14 protein-coding genes are annotated in these 15,307 nt (G+C 70.9%); 10 read left to right on the top strand and 4 right to left on the bottom strand.

Annotated elements, in window-relative coordinates:
• From HKK74_RS24200 to HKK74_RS24185, 4 genes are all read left to right on the top strand, one after another.
• Positions 1-720 (top strand): hypothetical protein, encoded by a 720-nt coding sequence (locus HKK74_RS24200; protein WP_222722654.1) that lies wholly within the window; start codon positions 1-3, stop codon positions 718-720.
• Between the two features lie 33 nt (positions 721-753).
• On the top strand, positions 754-1,524 hold the full coding sequence (locus HKK74_RS24195) for an Rv1363c family protein (protein ID WP_222722653.1): 771 nt from the start codon (positions 754-756) through the stop codon (positions 1,522-1,524).
• A gap of 18 nt (positions 1,525-1,542) precedes the next feature.
• Positions 1,543-2,307 (top strand): hypothetical protein, encoded by a 765-nt coding sequence (locus tag HKK74_RS24190; protein WP_187245616.1) that lies wholly within the window; start codon positions 1,543-1,545, stop codon positions 2,305-2,307.
• 80 nt (positions 2,308-2,387) lie between these two features.
• Positions 2,388-2,939: a DinB family protein gene (locus HKK74_RS24185; RefSeq protein WP_187245615.1), complete on the top strand. Its 552-nt coding sequence runs from the start codon at positions 2,388-2,390 to the stop codon at positions 2,937-2,939.
• A 39-nt stretch (positions 2,940-2,978) separates the two neighbouring features.
• Here the strand turns inward: HKK74_RS24185 and HKK74_RS24180 are convergent, their stop codons facing one another.
• On the bottom strand, positions 2,979-4,016 hold the full coding sequence (locus tag HKK74_RS24180; RefSeq protein ID WP_187245614.1) for an aminotransferase class V-fold PLP-dependent enzyme: 1,038 nt from the start codon (positions 4,014-4,016) through the stop codon (positions 2,979-2,981).
• A gap of 104 nt (positions 4,017-4,120) precedes the next feature.
• Here HKK74_RS24180 and HKK74_RS24175 point away from each other — a divergent pair, with 104 nt between their 5' ends.
• Both HKK74_RS24175 and HKK74_RS24170 read left to right on the top strand, forming a co-directional pair.
• Entirely contained in the window at positions 4,121-6,631 is a 2,511-nt protein-coding gene (locus tag HKK74_RS24175; protein WP_187245613.1) for a penicillin acylase family protein, read from the top strand.
• Positions 6,632-6,722: 91 nt separating this feature from the next.
• Complete coding sequence (locus tag HKK74_RS24170) at positions 6,723-7,826, top strand: DUF4192 domain-containing protein (protein ID WP_187245612.1); 1,104 nt, start codon at positions 6,723-6,725, stop codon at positions 7,824-7,826.
• Positions 7,827-8,089: 263 nt separating this feature from the next.
• Here the strand turns inward: HKK74_RS24170 and HKK74_RS24165 are convergent, their stop codons facing one another.
• Positions 8,090-8,458, bottom strand: a complete 369-nt coding sequence (locus HKK74_RS24165) for a hypothetical protein (RefSeq protein ID WP_187245611.1) — start codon at positions 8,456-8,458, stop codon at positions 8,090-8,092.
• 514 nt (positions 8,459-8,972) lie between these two features.
• On the opposite strand from HKK74_RS24165, the gene HKK74_RS24160 reads away from it, so the two are divergent.
• Positions 8,973-9,638 (top strand): polysaccharide deacetylase family protein, encoded by a 666-nt coding sequence (locus HKK74_RS24160; protein ID WP_312881710.1) that lies wholly within the window; start codon positions 8,973-8,975, stop codon positions 9,636-9,638.
• An 84-nt stretch (positions 9,639-9,722) separates the two neighbouring features.
• Positions 9,723-10,259 carry a magnetosome magnetite crystal formation protein family gene (locus tag HKK74_RS24155; RefSeq protein WP_312881709.1) on the top strand — a complete coding sequence of 179 codons (537 nt, stop codon included), beginning with the start codon at positions 9,723-9,725 and terminating at the stop codon, positions 10,257-10,259.
• On the opposite strand, the gene HKK74_RS24150 is transcribed toward HKK74_RS24155, so the two are convergent.
• Positions 10,249-10,905 carry a pyridoxamine 5'-phosphate oxidase family protein gene (locus HKK74_RS24150; RefSeq protein ID WP_187245610.1) on the bottom strand — a complete coding sequence of 219 codons (657 nt, stop codon included), beginning with the start codon at positions 10,903-10,905 and terminating at the stop codon, positions 10,249-10,251. The two genes, HKK74_RS24155 and HKK74_RS24150, sit on opposite strands and share 11 nt — an antisense overlap.
• Before the next feature lie 102 nt (positions 10,906-11,007).
• Between HKK74_RS24150 and HKK74_RS24145 the strand changes: the two genes are divergently transcribed.
• Both HKK74_RS24145 and HKK74_RS24140 read left to right on the top strand, forming a co-directional pair.
• Positions 11,008-12,375 (top strand): FAD-binding oxidoreductase, encoded by a 1,368-nt coding sequence (locus HKK74_RS24145; protein WP_187245609.1) that lies wholly within the window; start codon positions 11,008-11,010, stop codon positions 12,373-12,375.
• A 15-nt stretch (positions 12,376-12,390) separates the two neighbouring features.
• A complete protein-coding gene (locus HKK74_RS24140; protein WP_187245608.1) occupies positions 12,391-13,662 on the top strand; it encodes a class I SAM-dependent methyltransferase in 1,272 nt (423 codons plus the stop codon).
• A 96-nt stretch (positions 13,663-13,758) separates the two neighbouring features.
• Here the strand turns inward: HKK74_RS24140 and HKK74_RS24135 are convergent, their stop codons facing one another.
• Positions 13,759-15,006, bottom strand: a complete 1,248-nt coding sequence (locus HKK74_RS24135; RefSeq protein WP_187245607.1) for a cytochrome P450 — start codon at positions 15,004-15,006, stop codon at positions 13,759-13,761.
• Positions 15,007-15,307: the final 301 nt, after the last annotated feature.

The following is a 15,307-nucleotide window of genomic DNA, read 5'->3' as shown; positions in this document are numbered from 1 at the left end:
ATGGGCACGGAGCGGACGACACCGGTGGGCGCCGGCGCGCGGACCGAGGACCACCCGGCGGGCACCGCCACCGCCACGGACCGGTCCCCGGAGGCGGACGCCATGGCCGGAGCCGCCGGGCCCACAGCGGAGAAGGCGCCGGTCGGAGGCGACCCGAACCCCGTGCCCGCGCGGCCGGGCCGGCGCCGGCCCGCCGGCCGGCTGCGTCAGGTGCGAGGGCCGCTGCGTCAGGTGCGAGGGCCGCTGGTGATCGCCCTCGCCCTCACGCTCCTCGGCGGGGCGGGGATGGTCCGGGCCGAGCAGTTGCGCGGCAGCCCTTCGGCCGCGAACCGGGCGCTGGTCGACACCGACGCGACGGCGCGGGTCGGCGGCGACGTCAGCGACGCGCTGACCAAGATCTTCACCTATTCCCACGAGAACACGGCGGCGACCGAGCGGGCCGCTCGGGACCTTCTCGCCGGCAACGCCTACCGCCAGTACAGCGCACTGTTCTCGCAGGTGAAGCGGCAGGCGCCGGCCCAGCGTCTGACGGTGACGACCAGTGTGGCGCGGGTCGGCGTCACGCGTCTATCCGGCGGCACCGCGCGGCTCCTGGTGTTCATGGACCAGCGGATCACGCGTGGTGGCGGGAACGGCGCCAGTGTCGCGGCGGCCCAGCTGTCGGTGACCGCGCGGCTCCAGGACGGCCACTGGCGCATCGTCGACATCCGATCCAGTTAGTTTCCCGTTCTTCGTACGTATGAGGTGAGGCACATGGCAGCCGCCCGGACGAGCGCCGAGCCCGAGATCGTTGAGGACGAGGTCGTTGAGGATCAGGTCGTTGAGGATCAGGTCGTTGAGGATCAGGTCGCAGAGGACGGGGTCGCAGAGGACGCGGCGGTCCCGGCGTCAGACGTGGACGACGCGGCGCCGGAGGGACCCGGTGCCGGCCGCTCCGGCCGCGGTGTGCGGTGGCCCCTCCGGAACCGGCGGTGGCGTGCCCCCGGCGGTTCCGATCCACTGCTCGCCGCCGCGCTCGTGCCGGCCGTCATCGCGGCGAGCTGCGCGGGCTGGTTCGGCTGGTCGTACTATCGCGCGGCGCACGACGACTCGCTGCGCTACTCCCAGAGCCGTGACGAGGTGCTGCGCGCCGGTGAGCAGGCCGTACAGAACCTCAACACGCTGGACCACCGCGATGTGGACCGTGGCCTGAACATCTGGCTGGACTCGTCCGCCGGTGAGCTCCACCAGCAGATCACGCAGGGCAGGGAGCAGTTCGAGCAGCAGGTACGGCAGGCCAAGACGATCAGCACCGCCCGGATCCTGGAAGGGGCGGTCACCGAGCTGGACGACCGCGCGGGGAAGGCCGGCGTCATCGTCGCCGTACAGATCACGGTCACCCCGCCGACGGGCACGCCCACCACCAAGCAGAGCCGCCTGCTGGGGCAGCTGACCCGGACCTCCTCAGGCTGGAAGCTCACCGCCCTGGGGCAGGCGCCCATCGGAGACACCGCCCCGAACCCCGGGTCGACTCCGCGATCCTGAGCCGAAAGGGAGCCACCCATGCCTTCGCCCCGGCAGTTGTCCCGCCACAGGCGGCGTCATGCGGCCGCCGAGCCGCCGGCGGACCGGTCGACGCGGCCGCGCCCGGATGGCGCTGACGGCGCTGCCGGTGTTGACGGTGCTGACGGCGCCGACGGCGCTCGGACCGCGGTCCGGCCGGCCCGCGACACCACGTCCGCCGCCGCGGCTGAGAGCCCCGGTGGCAAGGAGCGCGGCGCGCCGGTGGCACCCGCCAGGAACGGCCGGTCGTGGAGATCACTGCTGCCGCTGGCCCTCGGCGTGCTGACCGTGGCCCTGGGCGGCCTCGCCGTGTGGTCGGGCATGGAGGCGCACGGGCTGCGGAGCGGCGCCGCGGCCCGCAACACGGCGCTGACCGACAACGCCCGCACAAGCGAGGCGAAGGGCCAGATCACCAGTGCGGTGAACACGCTCTTCTCCTACGACTACGCCGACGTCGCGAAGACTGACCAGGCCGCGAAGCGGCTCCTCACCGGAAAGGCGGTCGGGCAGTACGAGGAGATGTTCGGGCCGGTGCGCAAGCAGGCCGCCGCGGACAAGCCGGTGCTGACGACCACGGTGACCGACAGCGGAGTGTCGATGCTGCAGGCCGATCGCGCCCGGGTGCTGATCTTCGCCGACCAGCGGAACACGCGCACGACCGGCGATCAGACCTCCTACGCCGGAGCCATGCTCGCCGTCGACGCGGTGCGTCACGGCGGTGCGTGGAAGATCTCCAACATCGACACCCTCGACGTTCCGCGCTGACCGTCCGGACGATCCGGCGGCCCGCCGGATCGTCGGTACCTCCTGGCAGACTCGGACCATTCCCCAGCAGGAGGGCAGCGATGACCGGCGCATCCGTTCCCAATCCCAAGCACTATTCGGCGACGTGGAGTGACGACACCCGCATCACCCCACCGGATGTCGGCGACGAGCGCGAGATCCTGAGTTCGGTCCTGGACTGGCACCGGGCGACCTTCGAGCTGAAGTGCGCCGGCATACCGCGGGAGCGGCTGTCCGAGTGCTCCGTGCCGCCGTCCTCGCTGTCGCTCCACGGTCTGGTGCGGCACCTGGCCGGGGTCGAGCGGTGGTGGTTCCGCCAGCAGTTCGCCGGCGAGGACCTGCCGATGCTCTACTACTCCGACGACGACCCCGATCAGGACTTCGACACCCTGGACGGCGACGTCGACGAGGCCTTCGGCGTCTGGCGGGCCGAGTGCGAGCGGTCCAGGCAGATCGTGGCCGCAGCATCCCTGGACGATACGGGGATCAGGAGGCGGACCGGCGAGCCGATCTCGCTTCGCCGGATCATGGTGCACCTCATCGCCGAGTACGCCCGGCACCTCGGTCACGCCGACCTGCTCCGCGAACGAATCGATGGTTCCGTGGGGGCGTGACCGCCTGACGCCGGCCGGGTCGAAGCGCCGCGGCGCGTCTCAGCGCGCGTCGGACAGGGCGTTCAGCGCCTCGTCGACGTCGGCCTCGGTCGTGTAGACGTGGAACGACGCGCGGAGCCGCCCGTCCCGTACGGCCGCCCGTACGCCCGCCGCGGCCAGCCGCCGCTCGGCGCCGGGCAGGTCGACGCTGACGATGGCGCTGTCGCCCGGCGGCAGGCCGAGGCCCGCGCGGAAGCGGTCGGCCAGGGCGACGTCGTGCTCGTGGACGCGGTCGACGCCGATGTCGTTCAGCAGTTCCAGCGCGGGCGCCGCCCCGACGTACGAGAACCAGGCGGGGGAGGTGTCGAGCCGTCGCGCCGACTCGGCCAGCCGCAGCGGCGGGCCGTAATAGGCGTGGACCTCGCCCGCGTACCAGCCGGCCTGCAGTGGCCGCAGCCGGTCGCGCAGCGCGGGCGCGACGTAGCAGAAGGCGGCGCCGCGCGGTGCCATCAGCCACTTGTACGCCGCGCACGCGAGCACGTCGTACCGGCTCGCGTCGACCGGCAGCCACCCGCACGCCTGCGTCGCATCGGCCACGACCAGCGCGCCGTGCGCGCGAGCCGCCGCGATGACGTCGTCGGCGGGGGAGAGCTCGCCGGTCGCCGACTGCACGACGCTGAACGCGACCAGATCGACGCGCTCGTCGATCGCGCCCGCCAGCTCGTCCAGCGGCACCGTGACGATCTCCACGCCCCGGTCGGCGTGCACGAGCCAGGGGAACAGGTTCGAGGTGAACTCGATCTCGGGCACCACGACCCGGGCGCCGTCCGGCAGTCCCGCCGCGACCACCGACAGCAGCCCGGAGACGTTGGCGCCGATCGCGACGTCGTCCGCCCCGACGCCGACGAGGCGGGCGAAGGCGGCGCGCGACCGGCCGACCGAGGCGTCCCAGCCATCCCACGAGACCGCGCCGCGCCGCCACTCGTCCAGGGCCTGCTGCAGTGCCGACCAGGCCGGTCGAGGCGGCAGTCCGTAGCTCGCGGTGTTCAGCCAGCCGGGTTCCGGCTCCCAGAGTCCTGTCGCTTCAACGATCTCCATGGCTCCAGTGTGAGCTACATGTCCGGAAGCTCCTGCAGTGGATGCTTTACTCTTCGACAACGTCTGATCGGGCATGTCCCGGGGCCGACACGAAGGGGTGTCCGATGGTCAGGTTCGCGCCGCTCGCACGACTCCCGCGGCCCGCCCGCTGGGCGGTGCGGATCTTGATCCTGCTGCTGACGATCGCACTGATCCTCGCGCTGTACGTGCGGTGGACGATCCAGCGCTCCTTCCCGGAGATGGACGGGCGGGTGACCCTCAAGGGTCTCGGCAAGACCGTCACGGTCCACCGCGACCGGTGGGGGGTACCGCAGATCTACGCCGACACCGCCGATGACCTGCTGCGGGCTCAGGGCTATGTGCACGCGCAGGACAGGTTCTGGGAGATGGACTTCCGGCGGCACGTCACGGCGGGCCGGCTGTCGGAGCTGTTCGGCGACTCCACGCTCGACACCGACAAGGTCGTACGGACCCTCGGCTGGCGGCGGGTGGCCGAGCAGGAGCTCGCGCTGCTCAGGCCGGACACCCGGCGGTACCTCGAGGCCTACGCGGCCGGTGTCAACGCCTGGCTGTCGCAGCACCCGAACACCTCCACGCAGAGCCTGGAGTACGCCGTCCTCGGCCTGCGCAACTCCGGCTACCGGCCCGAGCCCTGGACGCCCGTGGACTCGCTGGCCTGGCTCAAGGCGATGGCCTGGGACCTGCGCTCCAACATCGAGGACGAGCTCGGCCGCGGCATCGCGGCGACCAAGGTGCCCGCCGACCGCGTGGACCAGCTCTTCCCCGACTACCCGTACGAGCGGAACCCCGTGATCGTGCCGGATCCGCGGCCGGGCGGTGAGCGAAAGGGCGACGAGCGGTCTGCGGGAGGCCGGCCGGCCGGCACCGATGCCCAGCCCGCCACGGCCGGCTCACTGGAACGGGTGTCGCGGGCGATCAAGGCGATGCCGGCCATGATGGGCAACGGGGCACCCGGCATCGGATCGAACTCGTGGGTGGTCGCGGGCAGCCGCACCACCACCGGGCGGCCGCTGCTCGCCAACGATCCGCACCTCGCCCCGCACATGCCCTCGCTCTGGTACCAGGTGGGCCTGCACTGCCGGCAGTCGTCCCCCGCCTGCCCTCTCGACGTCACCGGGTTCGGCTTCTCCGGCGTGCCCGGCATCGTGATCGGGCACAACGACCGCATCGCCTGGGGTTTCACCAACCTGGCCCCCGACGTCAGCGACCTGTACCTGGAGCGGGTGAGCGGCGGGACGTACGAGTACAAGGGCAAGCGAGAGCCGCTGACGACCAGGACCGAGCGGATCGAGGTCGCCGGCGGGAAACCCGTGACGATCACCGTGCGGGCCACCCGGCACGGTCCGCTGCTGTCCGATGTGCTGGAGGACGCGCGCACGGCGGGGCGCGGCTCGGCGGTCGCGCTGAGGTGGACCGCCCTCGACCCCGGCCGTACGGCCGACGCCATCGTGCTGCTGAACACCGCGCGGAACTGGGCCGAGTTCCGCACCGCGGCGAAGTCGTTCGAGGTACCGGCGCAGAACCTCGTCTACGCCGACGTGGACGGCGGCATCGGCTACCAGGCGCCCGGGCGCATCCCGATCCGCGCGAAGGGCGACGGGCGGTGGCCCGCGCAGGGCTGGACCGGGGACCAGGAGTGGGAGAGCTTCATCCCCTTCGACGAGCTGCCCTCCGTGCACGACCCCGAGCGGGGCTACATCGTCACCGCGAACAACGCCGCCGCCGCGCCGGGCTACCGGCACCTGCTGACCAAGGACTGGTCGTACGGATATCGCGCCGCACGGATCGAGCAACTGGTCGCCGGGACGCCGAAGATGGACGTGGCCACGATGGGGCGGATCCAGCTGGACGGGCGCAACGGGTTCGCGCCGGCCCTGGTGCCGCACCTGGCGCGGGTGGGCTCCGGCGACGCGGTGGGGCTGCTGCGCGGATGGAACTTCGACCAGGGCGAGGACTCCGCTGCGGCGGCGTTCTACAACGCGGCCTACCGGCACCTGCTGCTGCGGACCTTCAACGACGAGCTGCCCGAGGGGGCCCGCCCGGACGGGGGCGACCGGTGGTTCGAGGTACTGCGAGGGCTGCTGGACCGGCCCGCTGACCCGTGGTGGGACGACGTGCGCACGGCCGGGGTGAAGGAGACCCGCGATGATATGCTGCGCGGGGCGCTGAAGGACGCCGACCGTGAGCTGCGCGACCGGCTCGGCGGCGACCCGGCGGAATGGAAGTGGGGCGACCTGCACACCCTCACCCTGACCAACGAGAGCTTCGGTACGTCGGGCATCGCGCCGATCGAACGGCTCTTCAACCGGGGGCCGATGAAGCTGGCCGGGGGTGCTTCGATCGTGAACGCCACCGGGTGGGACGTACAGGATGGCTACGAGGTCACCGCGGTGCCGTCGATGCGCATGGTCGTCGACCTGGGCGACCTGGACCGGTCACGGTGGATCAACCTCACCGGCGCCTCCGGTCACGCGTTCGCCGACCACTACTGGGATCAGGCGCCGCTCTGGGCCCGGGGCGCGACAATCCCGATGCGGTCACGACCGGACACGATCCGCCGGGAGGCCGAGCACACGCTGACCCTGACACCTTGACTCAGACACCTTGACCCTGACGCCGCGGGTTCTATCCACAGAATTCGATTCGGCCGTCGGTGCCGTCGCGTTGGGTGTCAGGCTCCGTGCCATGACCAACGACACGCGGGGTGACGACCGGTCGCCCATGGTGATCCGGACCCCGAACGACCTCATCTCCGCCGTCCCCTACCTGCTCGGATTCCACCCGCAGAGCAGTCTCGTGGCCGTCGGCTCGGGCGGCCCGCACGGCACGTGCGCGATGCGGGTGGACTTACCTCCGCCCGGCCTCTGGCCGGTTGGAGACGATCCCGAGGAGGTGGCGGCCGAGGCGATCGCTGAGCGCATCGCCGAGGCCATGGCCCGTAACGGCTTCCCACTGGCCCTGCTCGTCGGCTACGGCCCGGCGGCCCGGGTGACCCCGCTGATCGACGCGACGGTCCCCGCGCTGGCGGAGTCCGGCGTGCTCGTTCGTGAGGTGCTCCGCGTGGAGGGTGACCGTTTCTGGTCCTATCTCTGCCACGACCCGGCGTGCTGCCCGGCCGAGGGCACCCGGTTCGACATCACGACGACCGCCGTGGCCGCGCAGGCGACCCTGGACGGACAGGTCGCGCTCTCCGGCCGCGCCGAACTGGCCCGCACCGTCGCGCCCATCGGCGGGATGTCTCGCGAGTCGATGCGCCTTGCCACCCGGCGCGCCGAGGGGCGGCTCTTCGGCTGGGTGGAGGAGGCACTCGACCCCGCCGTCGTCCAGAGCCGGATCGTCGGCGACGGTCTGGTGTTCGTGCGCGACCTGATGTGCCGCGTCGACGCGGGCGGTACGGTGCCGACCGACGACGAGGTCGCGTGGCTGGGGGTGATGCTCACTCATCTGAGGGTGCGCGACGAGGCCTGGGTGCGGGTCGACATGGACCGGCTCGATCACCACATCGAGTTCTGGCGGGAAGTGCTGCGCCGGGTCGAGCGGGGCTACGCGGCGGCGCCCGCGTGCCTGCTCGCCTATTCCGCCTTCTCCCGTGGAGACGGCGGGCTCGCGAACGTGGCGCTGGAGCGGGCCCTCGACGCCGACCCCGAGTACTCGATGGCGCACCTGCTGCGCGATCTGATCAGTGCGGGTTTCCCGCCTTCGGAGGCGCGGCTGCGGATGACGCCCGCCGAGCTCGCCGAGGCGTACGGCGAGAGCGCCGGCCCGGACACCGAACGGGAGGCCGGCTGAGCACTCTCAGCACGGACGTGGTCGTCCTTCTCAGGCGTAGCGGTTCAGGTCGGCGTAGGCCGGCCGCCCGCCACTCGGCGTGGTAGGCGGCGACGTCGCGTCCGGCAGAGCGAGATCGTCCGCACGGACGGCCGGCGTCACCCGCATGACGGGCCACTCGGGTGTCCGGCCGACGTTGATCTGCGGCGTGTCGTTGGTCCGTCTGCTCGATGACCAACGACACGCCGCAAGTCAACGAGCGCGCGCGGCTTCGCCGGGAGGGCTCAGCTGACGGCGGCGCCGGGCGAGCCGGGGTCGATCCGGCGGTCGCGGTTGCGCTCGTTCCAGGCGCGCATTCGCGGGGGATAGCCGACCAGGTTGACGTCGTAGATGGGCAGGCCGAGATTCCGGGCCACCTTGGCGATCACCGACGGGGATCCCACCCGGCGTCGTGTCCATTCGCCGTCGTCGGCCACGGCGACGGCGGTGGTGTCGGTGGCGAAGGTCTCGGGCTCGACGAAGAACTCGACTCCGCGGCGGCTGCGGGCGAACTCGATCAAAGCCTCGATGTCGGCGTCGGTCGCCTCGCGATCGAACCTTGTGACCTTCGGGCCGCGGTTCTTGCGTAGCCCGAATCGGTCCCGGAACCTCATCCGCACGTCCTGTCGTCCGGTGGTGCACCGGATTCGCCCGGTGTCAGGTATGTCGGTAAGACGATAACGCCATGTCGGCCATCGGGGTTCCCGACACTCGGAGCTTTTACCGGAGCTCGCTGCGTGATCACGCATAAACTGTCGGTCACCAAGGATGATCACCGAGTCGGGAGTGCGCGTGGCGGGGGAGACAGGGCTGAAGACGAAGGTCCTGGTCAGATGGTGGGTGGCACTCGTGATGGCCCTGGTCTGCTCGGCCGCCCTCAGCGCCCTCGCGCCGGCGCCGCCGGCGCCGGCGCCGGGCCCACCCGCCAGCGCGGCCACGGGCTCGTCCGGCCCCGCGTCGCCGCACCCGGCGTCGCCCCACCCGGCGTCCTCGGGTAAGGCACCGGCGAGCACCGCTGCTTCACATTCCCCGGGTACCGGTCCGTCCGCAGCGGGCCTGCCCGGCTCCGGTTCGGCCGGCGCGGTCGCGGAAGGGGCCGGGCCTTCGTCTCCGGCGCACCATGGGCCGGTGCCCTCACTGGGGCAGCATCACCTGCCGCCCATTCCGGCGGCCCGGGCCAAGGCCGACTGCCGCGTTCACCGGTGCGTCGCGCTGACCTTCGACGACGGCCCGGTGCCCGGCACCGCGCGGCTGCTGGACATCCTCAGGGACAAAGGCGTGCGGGCGACGTTCTTCGTGCTCGGCTCGCAGGTCGCGGCGTATCCGGGGCTGCTCCGCCGCGAGTTCGCCGAGGGACACGAGATCGGCAACCACTCGTACACCCATGCCGATCTCCACCAGATGTCCAGGGCGGGCGCCGGCAGCGAGATGGACCGTACGCAACAGGCCGTCCGGCGTGTGACCGGCAGGACGCCCGTGCTGTTCCGGCCTCCGTACGGAGCCACCGACGCCCAGGTCGCCGCGGTCGCCCGCCGCAACCACCTCGCCCAGATCATGTGGGCCGTCGACCCGTTCGACTGGCAGGACCGCGATCCCGACGTCGTCGAGCGACGCGTCGTGAAGGAGACCCGCCGGGGCGCGATCATCCTGCTGCACGACATCCACGAGACGACGGTGGCCGCGGTGCCGGGCATCATCGAGGCCCTGGACCGGAAGGGATACGTGTTCGTGACCGTCTCCGAGCTCTACGGCGGCAGGCCGCTAGTGCCGGGGCGCAGGTACCCCCGGCGCTGAGGGCACGGGTGCCAGGGGCGTCTCAGGGGTCGCTCAGGGTCTTCCCCGATGGTGCCGCGATGGCACCCGGCTGACCATGAAGGGGTGAACAAAACGTACATGGCGCCGAGCGCCGGCGAGATGCGGGCCTCGAACGCAGAACGCGAGCCGGTCATCGAACACCTGAAGCAGGCCTACGCCGAAGGCCGCCTCGATCACGGCGAGTTCGATCTGCGGGTGCACCTCGCCATGACGGCGAAGACCCGCGCCGAGCTGGCCGCGATCACCCGTGATCTGGTGCCGCCGGTGGCGCCGGCCCACCGCCCCGACGTGTGGACCGGACCCGAGCCGACCGGTGAGGACCGGATGCTGGCGGCCGCGGCCCACGCGGCGGGCGGTCTCACCACGTTCGTCGGGCCGCTGGTGCTGTTGCTGCTGAGCGGAAAGCGGTCGGAGTACGTGCGCCGCCACGCGGCCGAGGCGCTCAACTTCCAGCTAACGCTGCTGCTCCTCACGATCGTGACGTTCGGTCTCGGCGGCATCGTCTATGCCGTGGCCTGGATCGTGTGCGTGGTGGCGGCCGTCGTCGCGGTGTCCGGCAAGCCGTTCCGCTACCCCTGGACTCTCCGCATCATCCGCTGATCTCCGGCGCCGTCCCCTCGGAGGCCGGTGCCGTCCCGTCCGAGGCCGGTGCCGTCCCGTCCGAGGCCGATGCCGTCCCGTCGGAGACCGGTGCCGGATGGTCCAGTTCGAGAGCCGGCAGGCCGTCGATGCTGGCCCGGTTGCCCGCCACGCGGGCGGGCCACTGGTCGGCGCTGCGCCGGGCATGCTGCTCGTCGAGCATGGGCCGCTCGCCGGCGAACTCCATGTACGGCACGGAGTAGCCGCACGAGTCCGCGATGCGGTGGACGTGGACCACGATGATCGAGCGGACGCCGACATGGCGGACGCCGAAGTGCCGCGCGAGGCCCTCCCACTCCGGGGCGTCCGGCCGGATGGCCCGCCCCGTGCCGTACAGCCGCAGGATCTTGGGCGTCCGGCCGAACGAGCAGAACATGATGGTGATGCGGCCGTTCTCCCGCAGGTGCGCGACCGTCTCGGTGCCGCTGCCGTACAGCTCCAGATAACCGACCGTATGCTCGTCGAGCACCGCGAAGGTGTCGGAGTAGCCTTTGGGCGACACATTGACATGTCCGCCGGACAGGGGCGCGGTGGCGACGAAGAACATGGACTGGTCGGCGATGAAGCCACGCAGCCGCTCATCGAGCCGTTCGTACAGCTTGCCCATCGCATTGCCCCTTCGCGCGCATGAAAATCGGCGATCCGGACCCGAGGTCTCTCTGGATGATAAGTGGGACGATCGGGTGGGGCATTGATCGGAGGGCGGGGAATGACGCAGCTGGTGACCTCGAGCGGACATGAGCGGGCGGTCGCGGCGCTACAGCGGTCCTATGAGGCGATTCCGCCGGGTGTGCCGGTGCGGCTGGCCAAGCGTACGTCGAACCTCTTCAGGTTCCGTGAGCCGTCCAACGCGCCCGGCCTCGACGTCAGCGGGATCGACCGGGTGCTGAGCGTCGACCCCGAGCGCAGGACCGCCGATGTGCAGGGCATGACCACCTACGAGGATCTGGTCGACGCGACCCTGCCGCACGGGCTGATGCCCTCGGTCGTGCCGCAGCTGAAGACGATCACTCTGGGCGGTGCGGTCACCGGGCTCGGCATCGAGTCGTCGTCCTTCCGGGCCGGCCTGCCGCACGAGTCCGTTGTCGAACTCGACGTGCTCACCGGCGACGGTCGCGTGGTCACCGCCACCCGTGACGGGGAGCACGCCGACCTGTTCCGCGGGTTTCCCAACTCGTACGGCACGCTCGGCTACGCGGTGCGGCTCCGTATCGAGCTGGCGCCGGTCAAGCCGTACGTCCGGCTGCGGCACCTGCCGTTCGACGACGCGGTGAAGTGCGCCGAGGCGCTCAGGGAGATCAGCGAGAGCGGGCAGTACGACGGCGAGCCGGTGGACTTCGTCGACGGCACCGTGTTCGCGCCGACCGATCTCTACATCACGATCGGCACCTTCGCCGAGACCGCGCCGTACACCTCGGACTACACCGGTCAGGGGATCTACTACCGGTCGATACAGCAGCGGTCGGTCGACTTCCTGACCATCCGGGACTACCTGTGGCGCTGGGACACCGACTGGTTCTGGTGCTCGGGCGCGCTCGGGGTGCAGCATCCGCTCGTACGGAAGGTCTGGCCGGATCAGGCCAAGCGCTCGGACGTCTACCGGCGGCTCGTGGCCCTCGACCGGCGGTGGCAGGCGTCCGCTCGCCTGGACCGGTGGCGGGGCAGGCCGCCGCGCGAAGACGTGATCCAGGACATCGAGGTGCCGGTCGAGCGGCTGCCCGAGTTCCTGGAGTTCTTCCACCGTGAGGTTGGGATGAGCCCGGTGTGGCTGTGCCCCTTGGCCGCCCGCGAGTCCTGGCCGCTGTACCCGCTGGAACCCGGCAGGCCGTACGTGAACGTGGGGTTCTGGGGCACGGTGCCATTGCCCCCCGGCCGGATACCCGAGCACCACAACCGGCTGATCGAGCGCAAAGTCACACAGCTTGCCGGGCATAAATCGCTCTACTCGACTGCCTTTTACTCACGTGAGGAGTTCTGGCGGCATTACGACGGGGAGACTTACCGGCGGCTCAAGGGTGCGTACGATCCCGGCGGAAGGCTGCTCGACCTCTATGAGAAGTGTGTGCGGGGGCGTTGATCAAGGAGGGATGTCATGACGCTGGCGAAGGTCTTCGAGCGGATCGTGGGGCCAGAGGCACCAGTGGAGATCGTGGCCTACGACGGCAGCAGGTCGGGGGCACAGGGGTCGGATGTGCGGATCGACGTCCGCTCGCCGTATGCGGTCTCCTACCTGCTGCACTCACCGGGTGCCCTCGGTCTGGCCCGCGCCTACGTCACCGGCCATCTCGACGTGCACGGCGACATGTACGACGCGTTGTGGCGGATGTCGCAGGTCTTCGGTGACCTCACCCTGCGCGACCGCCTGCGGGTGCTGCGCGGCGTGCTCGACGACCCGTTGCTACGGGCGGCCGCGATGAAACGGCTGGATCCGCCGCGCCAGGAGGTGCGCACCGGCCGGCTGCCGATGCTCCGGCACTCCAAGCGGCGGGACGCCGAGGCGATCTCGCACCACTACGACGTCTCCAACACCTTCTACGAGTGGGTGCTCGGGCCGTCGATGGCGTACACGTGCGCGTGTTACCCGCGGCCCGACGCCACGCTCGAGGAGGCGCAGTTCCACAAGTTCGACCTCGTGGCCCGGAAGCTGGCGCTGAAGCCGGGCATGCGGCTACTCGACGTCGGCTGTGGCTGGGGCGGCATGGTGATGCACGCCGCGCGCGAGTACGGCGTGCGCGCCCTCGGCGTGACGCTGTCCAAGCAGCAGGCCGAGTGGGCCCAGAAGGCCATCGCCGAGGCGGGCCTGTCCGAGCTCGCCGAGGTACGCCACCTCGACTACCGCGATGTGACCGAGGAGGGGTTCGACGCGGTCAGCTCGATCGGGCTGACCGAGCACATCGGCAAGGCGAACCTGCCCGCGTACTTCTCGTTCCTGTACGGCAGGCTGCGGCCGGGCGGGCGGCTGCTCAACCACGCCATCACCCGGCCGGATGACTCCGAGCCGTCAATGCGTCAGCAGGGCTTCATCAACCGGTACGTGTTCCCGGACGGGGAACTCGAAGGGCCCGGATACCTCATCTCGCGGATGAACGACGCCGGGTTCGAGGTGCGGCACGAGGAGAACCTCCGCGAGCACTACGCCCTCACCCTGGCCGGCTGGTGCCGCAACCTCGACGAGCACTGGTCCGAGGCGGTCGCTGAGGTCGGTGAGGGCACCGCGCGGGTGTGGCGGCTCTACATGGCCGGCTGCCGGGTCGGCTTCGAGCGCAACTGGATCCAGCTGCACCAGGTGCTGGGAGTGAAGCTGGCGGCCGACGGGGCGGCGGGCATGCCGCTGCGTCACGACTGGGAACCGCCGGCCAGGTGACGACCACGCGCGATCGGCGGCGGCGCTGACCCCGCCGGTCGCGTCCGGCTCGCCGGCCGGCCGGCCGGTTCGGTCGCGGTCGGCCGGTCGGCCGGTTCAGGAGATCGCGTAGGGCAGGTGCTTGATGCCGTTGATGAAGTGGGACAGCAGGCGATCCGGCTCCCCGTCGGCGCGGATCTCCGGTACCTGCCTGAACAGCTCGCGAAACATCACGGTGATCTCGCGGCGGGCGAGATGGGCGCCGAGGCAGAAGTGCGGGCCCGGGCCGCCGAAGCCGATGTGCGGGTTCGGCGAGCGGGTGATGTCGAAGCGCCCGGGGTCGGTGAACACCTTCTCGTCGCGGTTGGCCGACCAGTAGTAGAGGATCAGCTTGTCGCCGGCCTTGATGTCGTGTTCGTTCAACGTCGTGTCGCGCGTGGCCGTACGGCGCATCCAGATCACCGGGGAGGAGTAGCGCACGATCTCCTCGACCGCGCCGGGGATCCGCGCCTCGAAGCCCTCGGTGAGCAGCGCGCGCTGGTCGGGATGGTGGGTCAGCAGATTCAGCCCGTGCGCGATGGCGTTGCGGGTGGTCTCGTTGCCGGCCACCACGAGCAGGATGAAGAACGAGCCGAGCTCCTGGTCGGTCAGCGACTCCCCGTCGATGTTGGCGTTGACGAGCGCCGAGGTCAGGTCGTCGGTCGGGTGCTCGCGCCGGTACCGGCCAAGGTCCTCGACCAGGTCCTTGAGCGTCTGGCCCGCCGTGAGCAGCCCGACGGCGATCTGCTCGTAGTCGTCCGTGGGGACGAACTCGGGGTCGTTGCCGGCGAGGATGACGTTCGTCTGGTCGAGCACCGTCTGGTAGTGCTCCCGGGAGATCCCCATCATGTCCGAGATGATCTTCAGGGGCAGGCGGGCGGCCACGTCGGCGATGAAGTCCCCGGTCCCACCGGCCTTCACCTCGGCGACGATCTGCGCTGCCACGCTCTCGACCTGGTCCTCGAACCGCTGGATCATCCGGGGCGAGAACGCGCGGGAGACGATGCGGCGGATGTGCGCGTGCCGCGGATCGTCCATGCTGATCATCGAGCCGAAGTACTCGTTCATGTCGGCCGGCATGTTCGGGATGTTGATCGCGCCCTGCCCTGAGCAGAAGTCGGCCGGCCGCCGGGAGGCCTCCACCACGTCGGCGTGGTTGACCAGGGCGTAGTAGCCGGGCCCCTGCGGCACGACGACGATGTCCGGCTCCTCGAAGAAGGACAGGCCGGGCCGCTCTCGCAAGGCCCGGAAGGCGTCGTGCCGCTCGGTGAGCGGACGCCCCCAGAACTCCCAGTCCGTCAGATTGATGTCATCGACGTTGAGCACCGCGACCACCTGCCACTAGAACGGGGTTCTACGTCATCCTGTCAAAGGACGCGGTCCCTCGCAGTGGCCCCTTATTCTCTGTGATCGGCGACACACGTCATGTGGTGCGATGGGCATCGACCCGGGCGGAGGCTGCGGATGAGAAGGGCCCTGTGGCCGGCCGTGCTCGCGCTGGTGGCGGCCGGTACCGGCCACGCCGTTCACCGAGCCCGGAGGACCTCGCGCGCCGCGCGTACGGGCTGCCGTCCGGCACTCCGGTCGAGCGGCCCTAGCGTCGGTGGCACTCGGTGGCACTCGGTGG

It is taken from the genome of Actinomadura alba (assembly GCF_014323705.1).
GTDB classification, from domain to species: Bacteria; Actinomycetota; Actinomycetes; order Streptosporangiales; family Streptosporangiaceae; genus Actinomadura_C; species Actinomadura_C alba.
Note: the sequence above shows the minus strand (reverse complement) of the source record. Positions and strands in the feature narration are given on the sequence as shown.

Bases quoted from the DNA above. Each gene is read 5' to 3' on its own strand.
- HKK74_RS24200 (WP_222722654.1), top strand. From the start codon at position 1: ATGGGCACGGAGCGGACGACACCGGTGGGCGCCGGCGCGCGGACCGAG.
- HKK74_RS24195 (WP_222722653.1), top strand. From the start codon at position 754: ATGGCAGCCGCCCGGACGAGCGCCGAGCCCGAGATCGTTGAGGACGAG.
- HKK74_RS24190 (WP_187245616.1), top strand. From the start codon at position 1,543: ATGCCTTCGCCCCGGCAGTTGTCCCGCCACAGGCGGCGTCATGCGGCC.
- HKK74_RS24185 (WP_187245615.1), top strand. From the start codon at position 2,388: ATGACCGGCGCATCCGTTCCCAATCCCAAGCACTATTCGGCGACGTGG.
- HKK74_RS24180 (WP_187245614.1), bottom strand. From the start codon at position 4,016: ATGGAGATCGTTGAAGCGACAGGACTCTGGGAGCCGGAACCCGGCTGG.
- HKK74_RS24175 (WP_187245613.1), top strand. From the start codon at position 4,121: ATGGTCAGGTTCGCGCCGCTCGCACGACTCCCGCGGCCCGCCCGCTGG.
- HKK74_RS24170 (WP_187245612.1), top strand. From the start codon at position 6,723: ATGACCAACGACACGCGGGGTGACGACCGGTCGCCCATGGTGATCCGG.
- HKK74_RS24165 (WP_187245611.1), bottom strand. From the start codon at position 8,458: ATGAGGTTCCGGGACCGATTCGGGCTACGCAAGAACCGCGGCCCGAAG.
- HKK74_RS24150 (WP_187245610.1), bottom strand. From the start codon at position 10,905: ATGGGCAAGCTGTACGAACGGCTCGATGAGCGGCTGCGTGGCTTCATC.
- HKK74_RS24145 (WP_187245609.1), top strand. From the start codon at position 11,008: ATGACGCAGCTGGTGACCTCGAGCGGACATGAGCGGGCGGTCGCGGCG.
- HKK74_RS24140 (WP_187245608.1), top strand. From the start codon at position 12,391: ATGACGCTGGCGAAGGTCTTCGAGCGGATCGTGGGGCCAGAGGCACCA.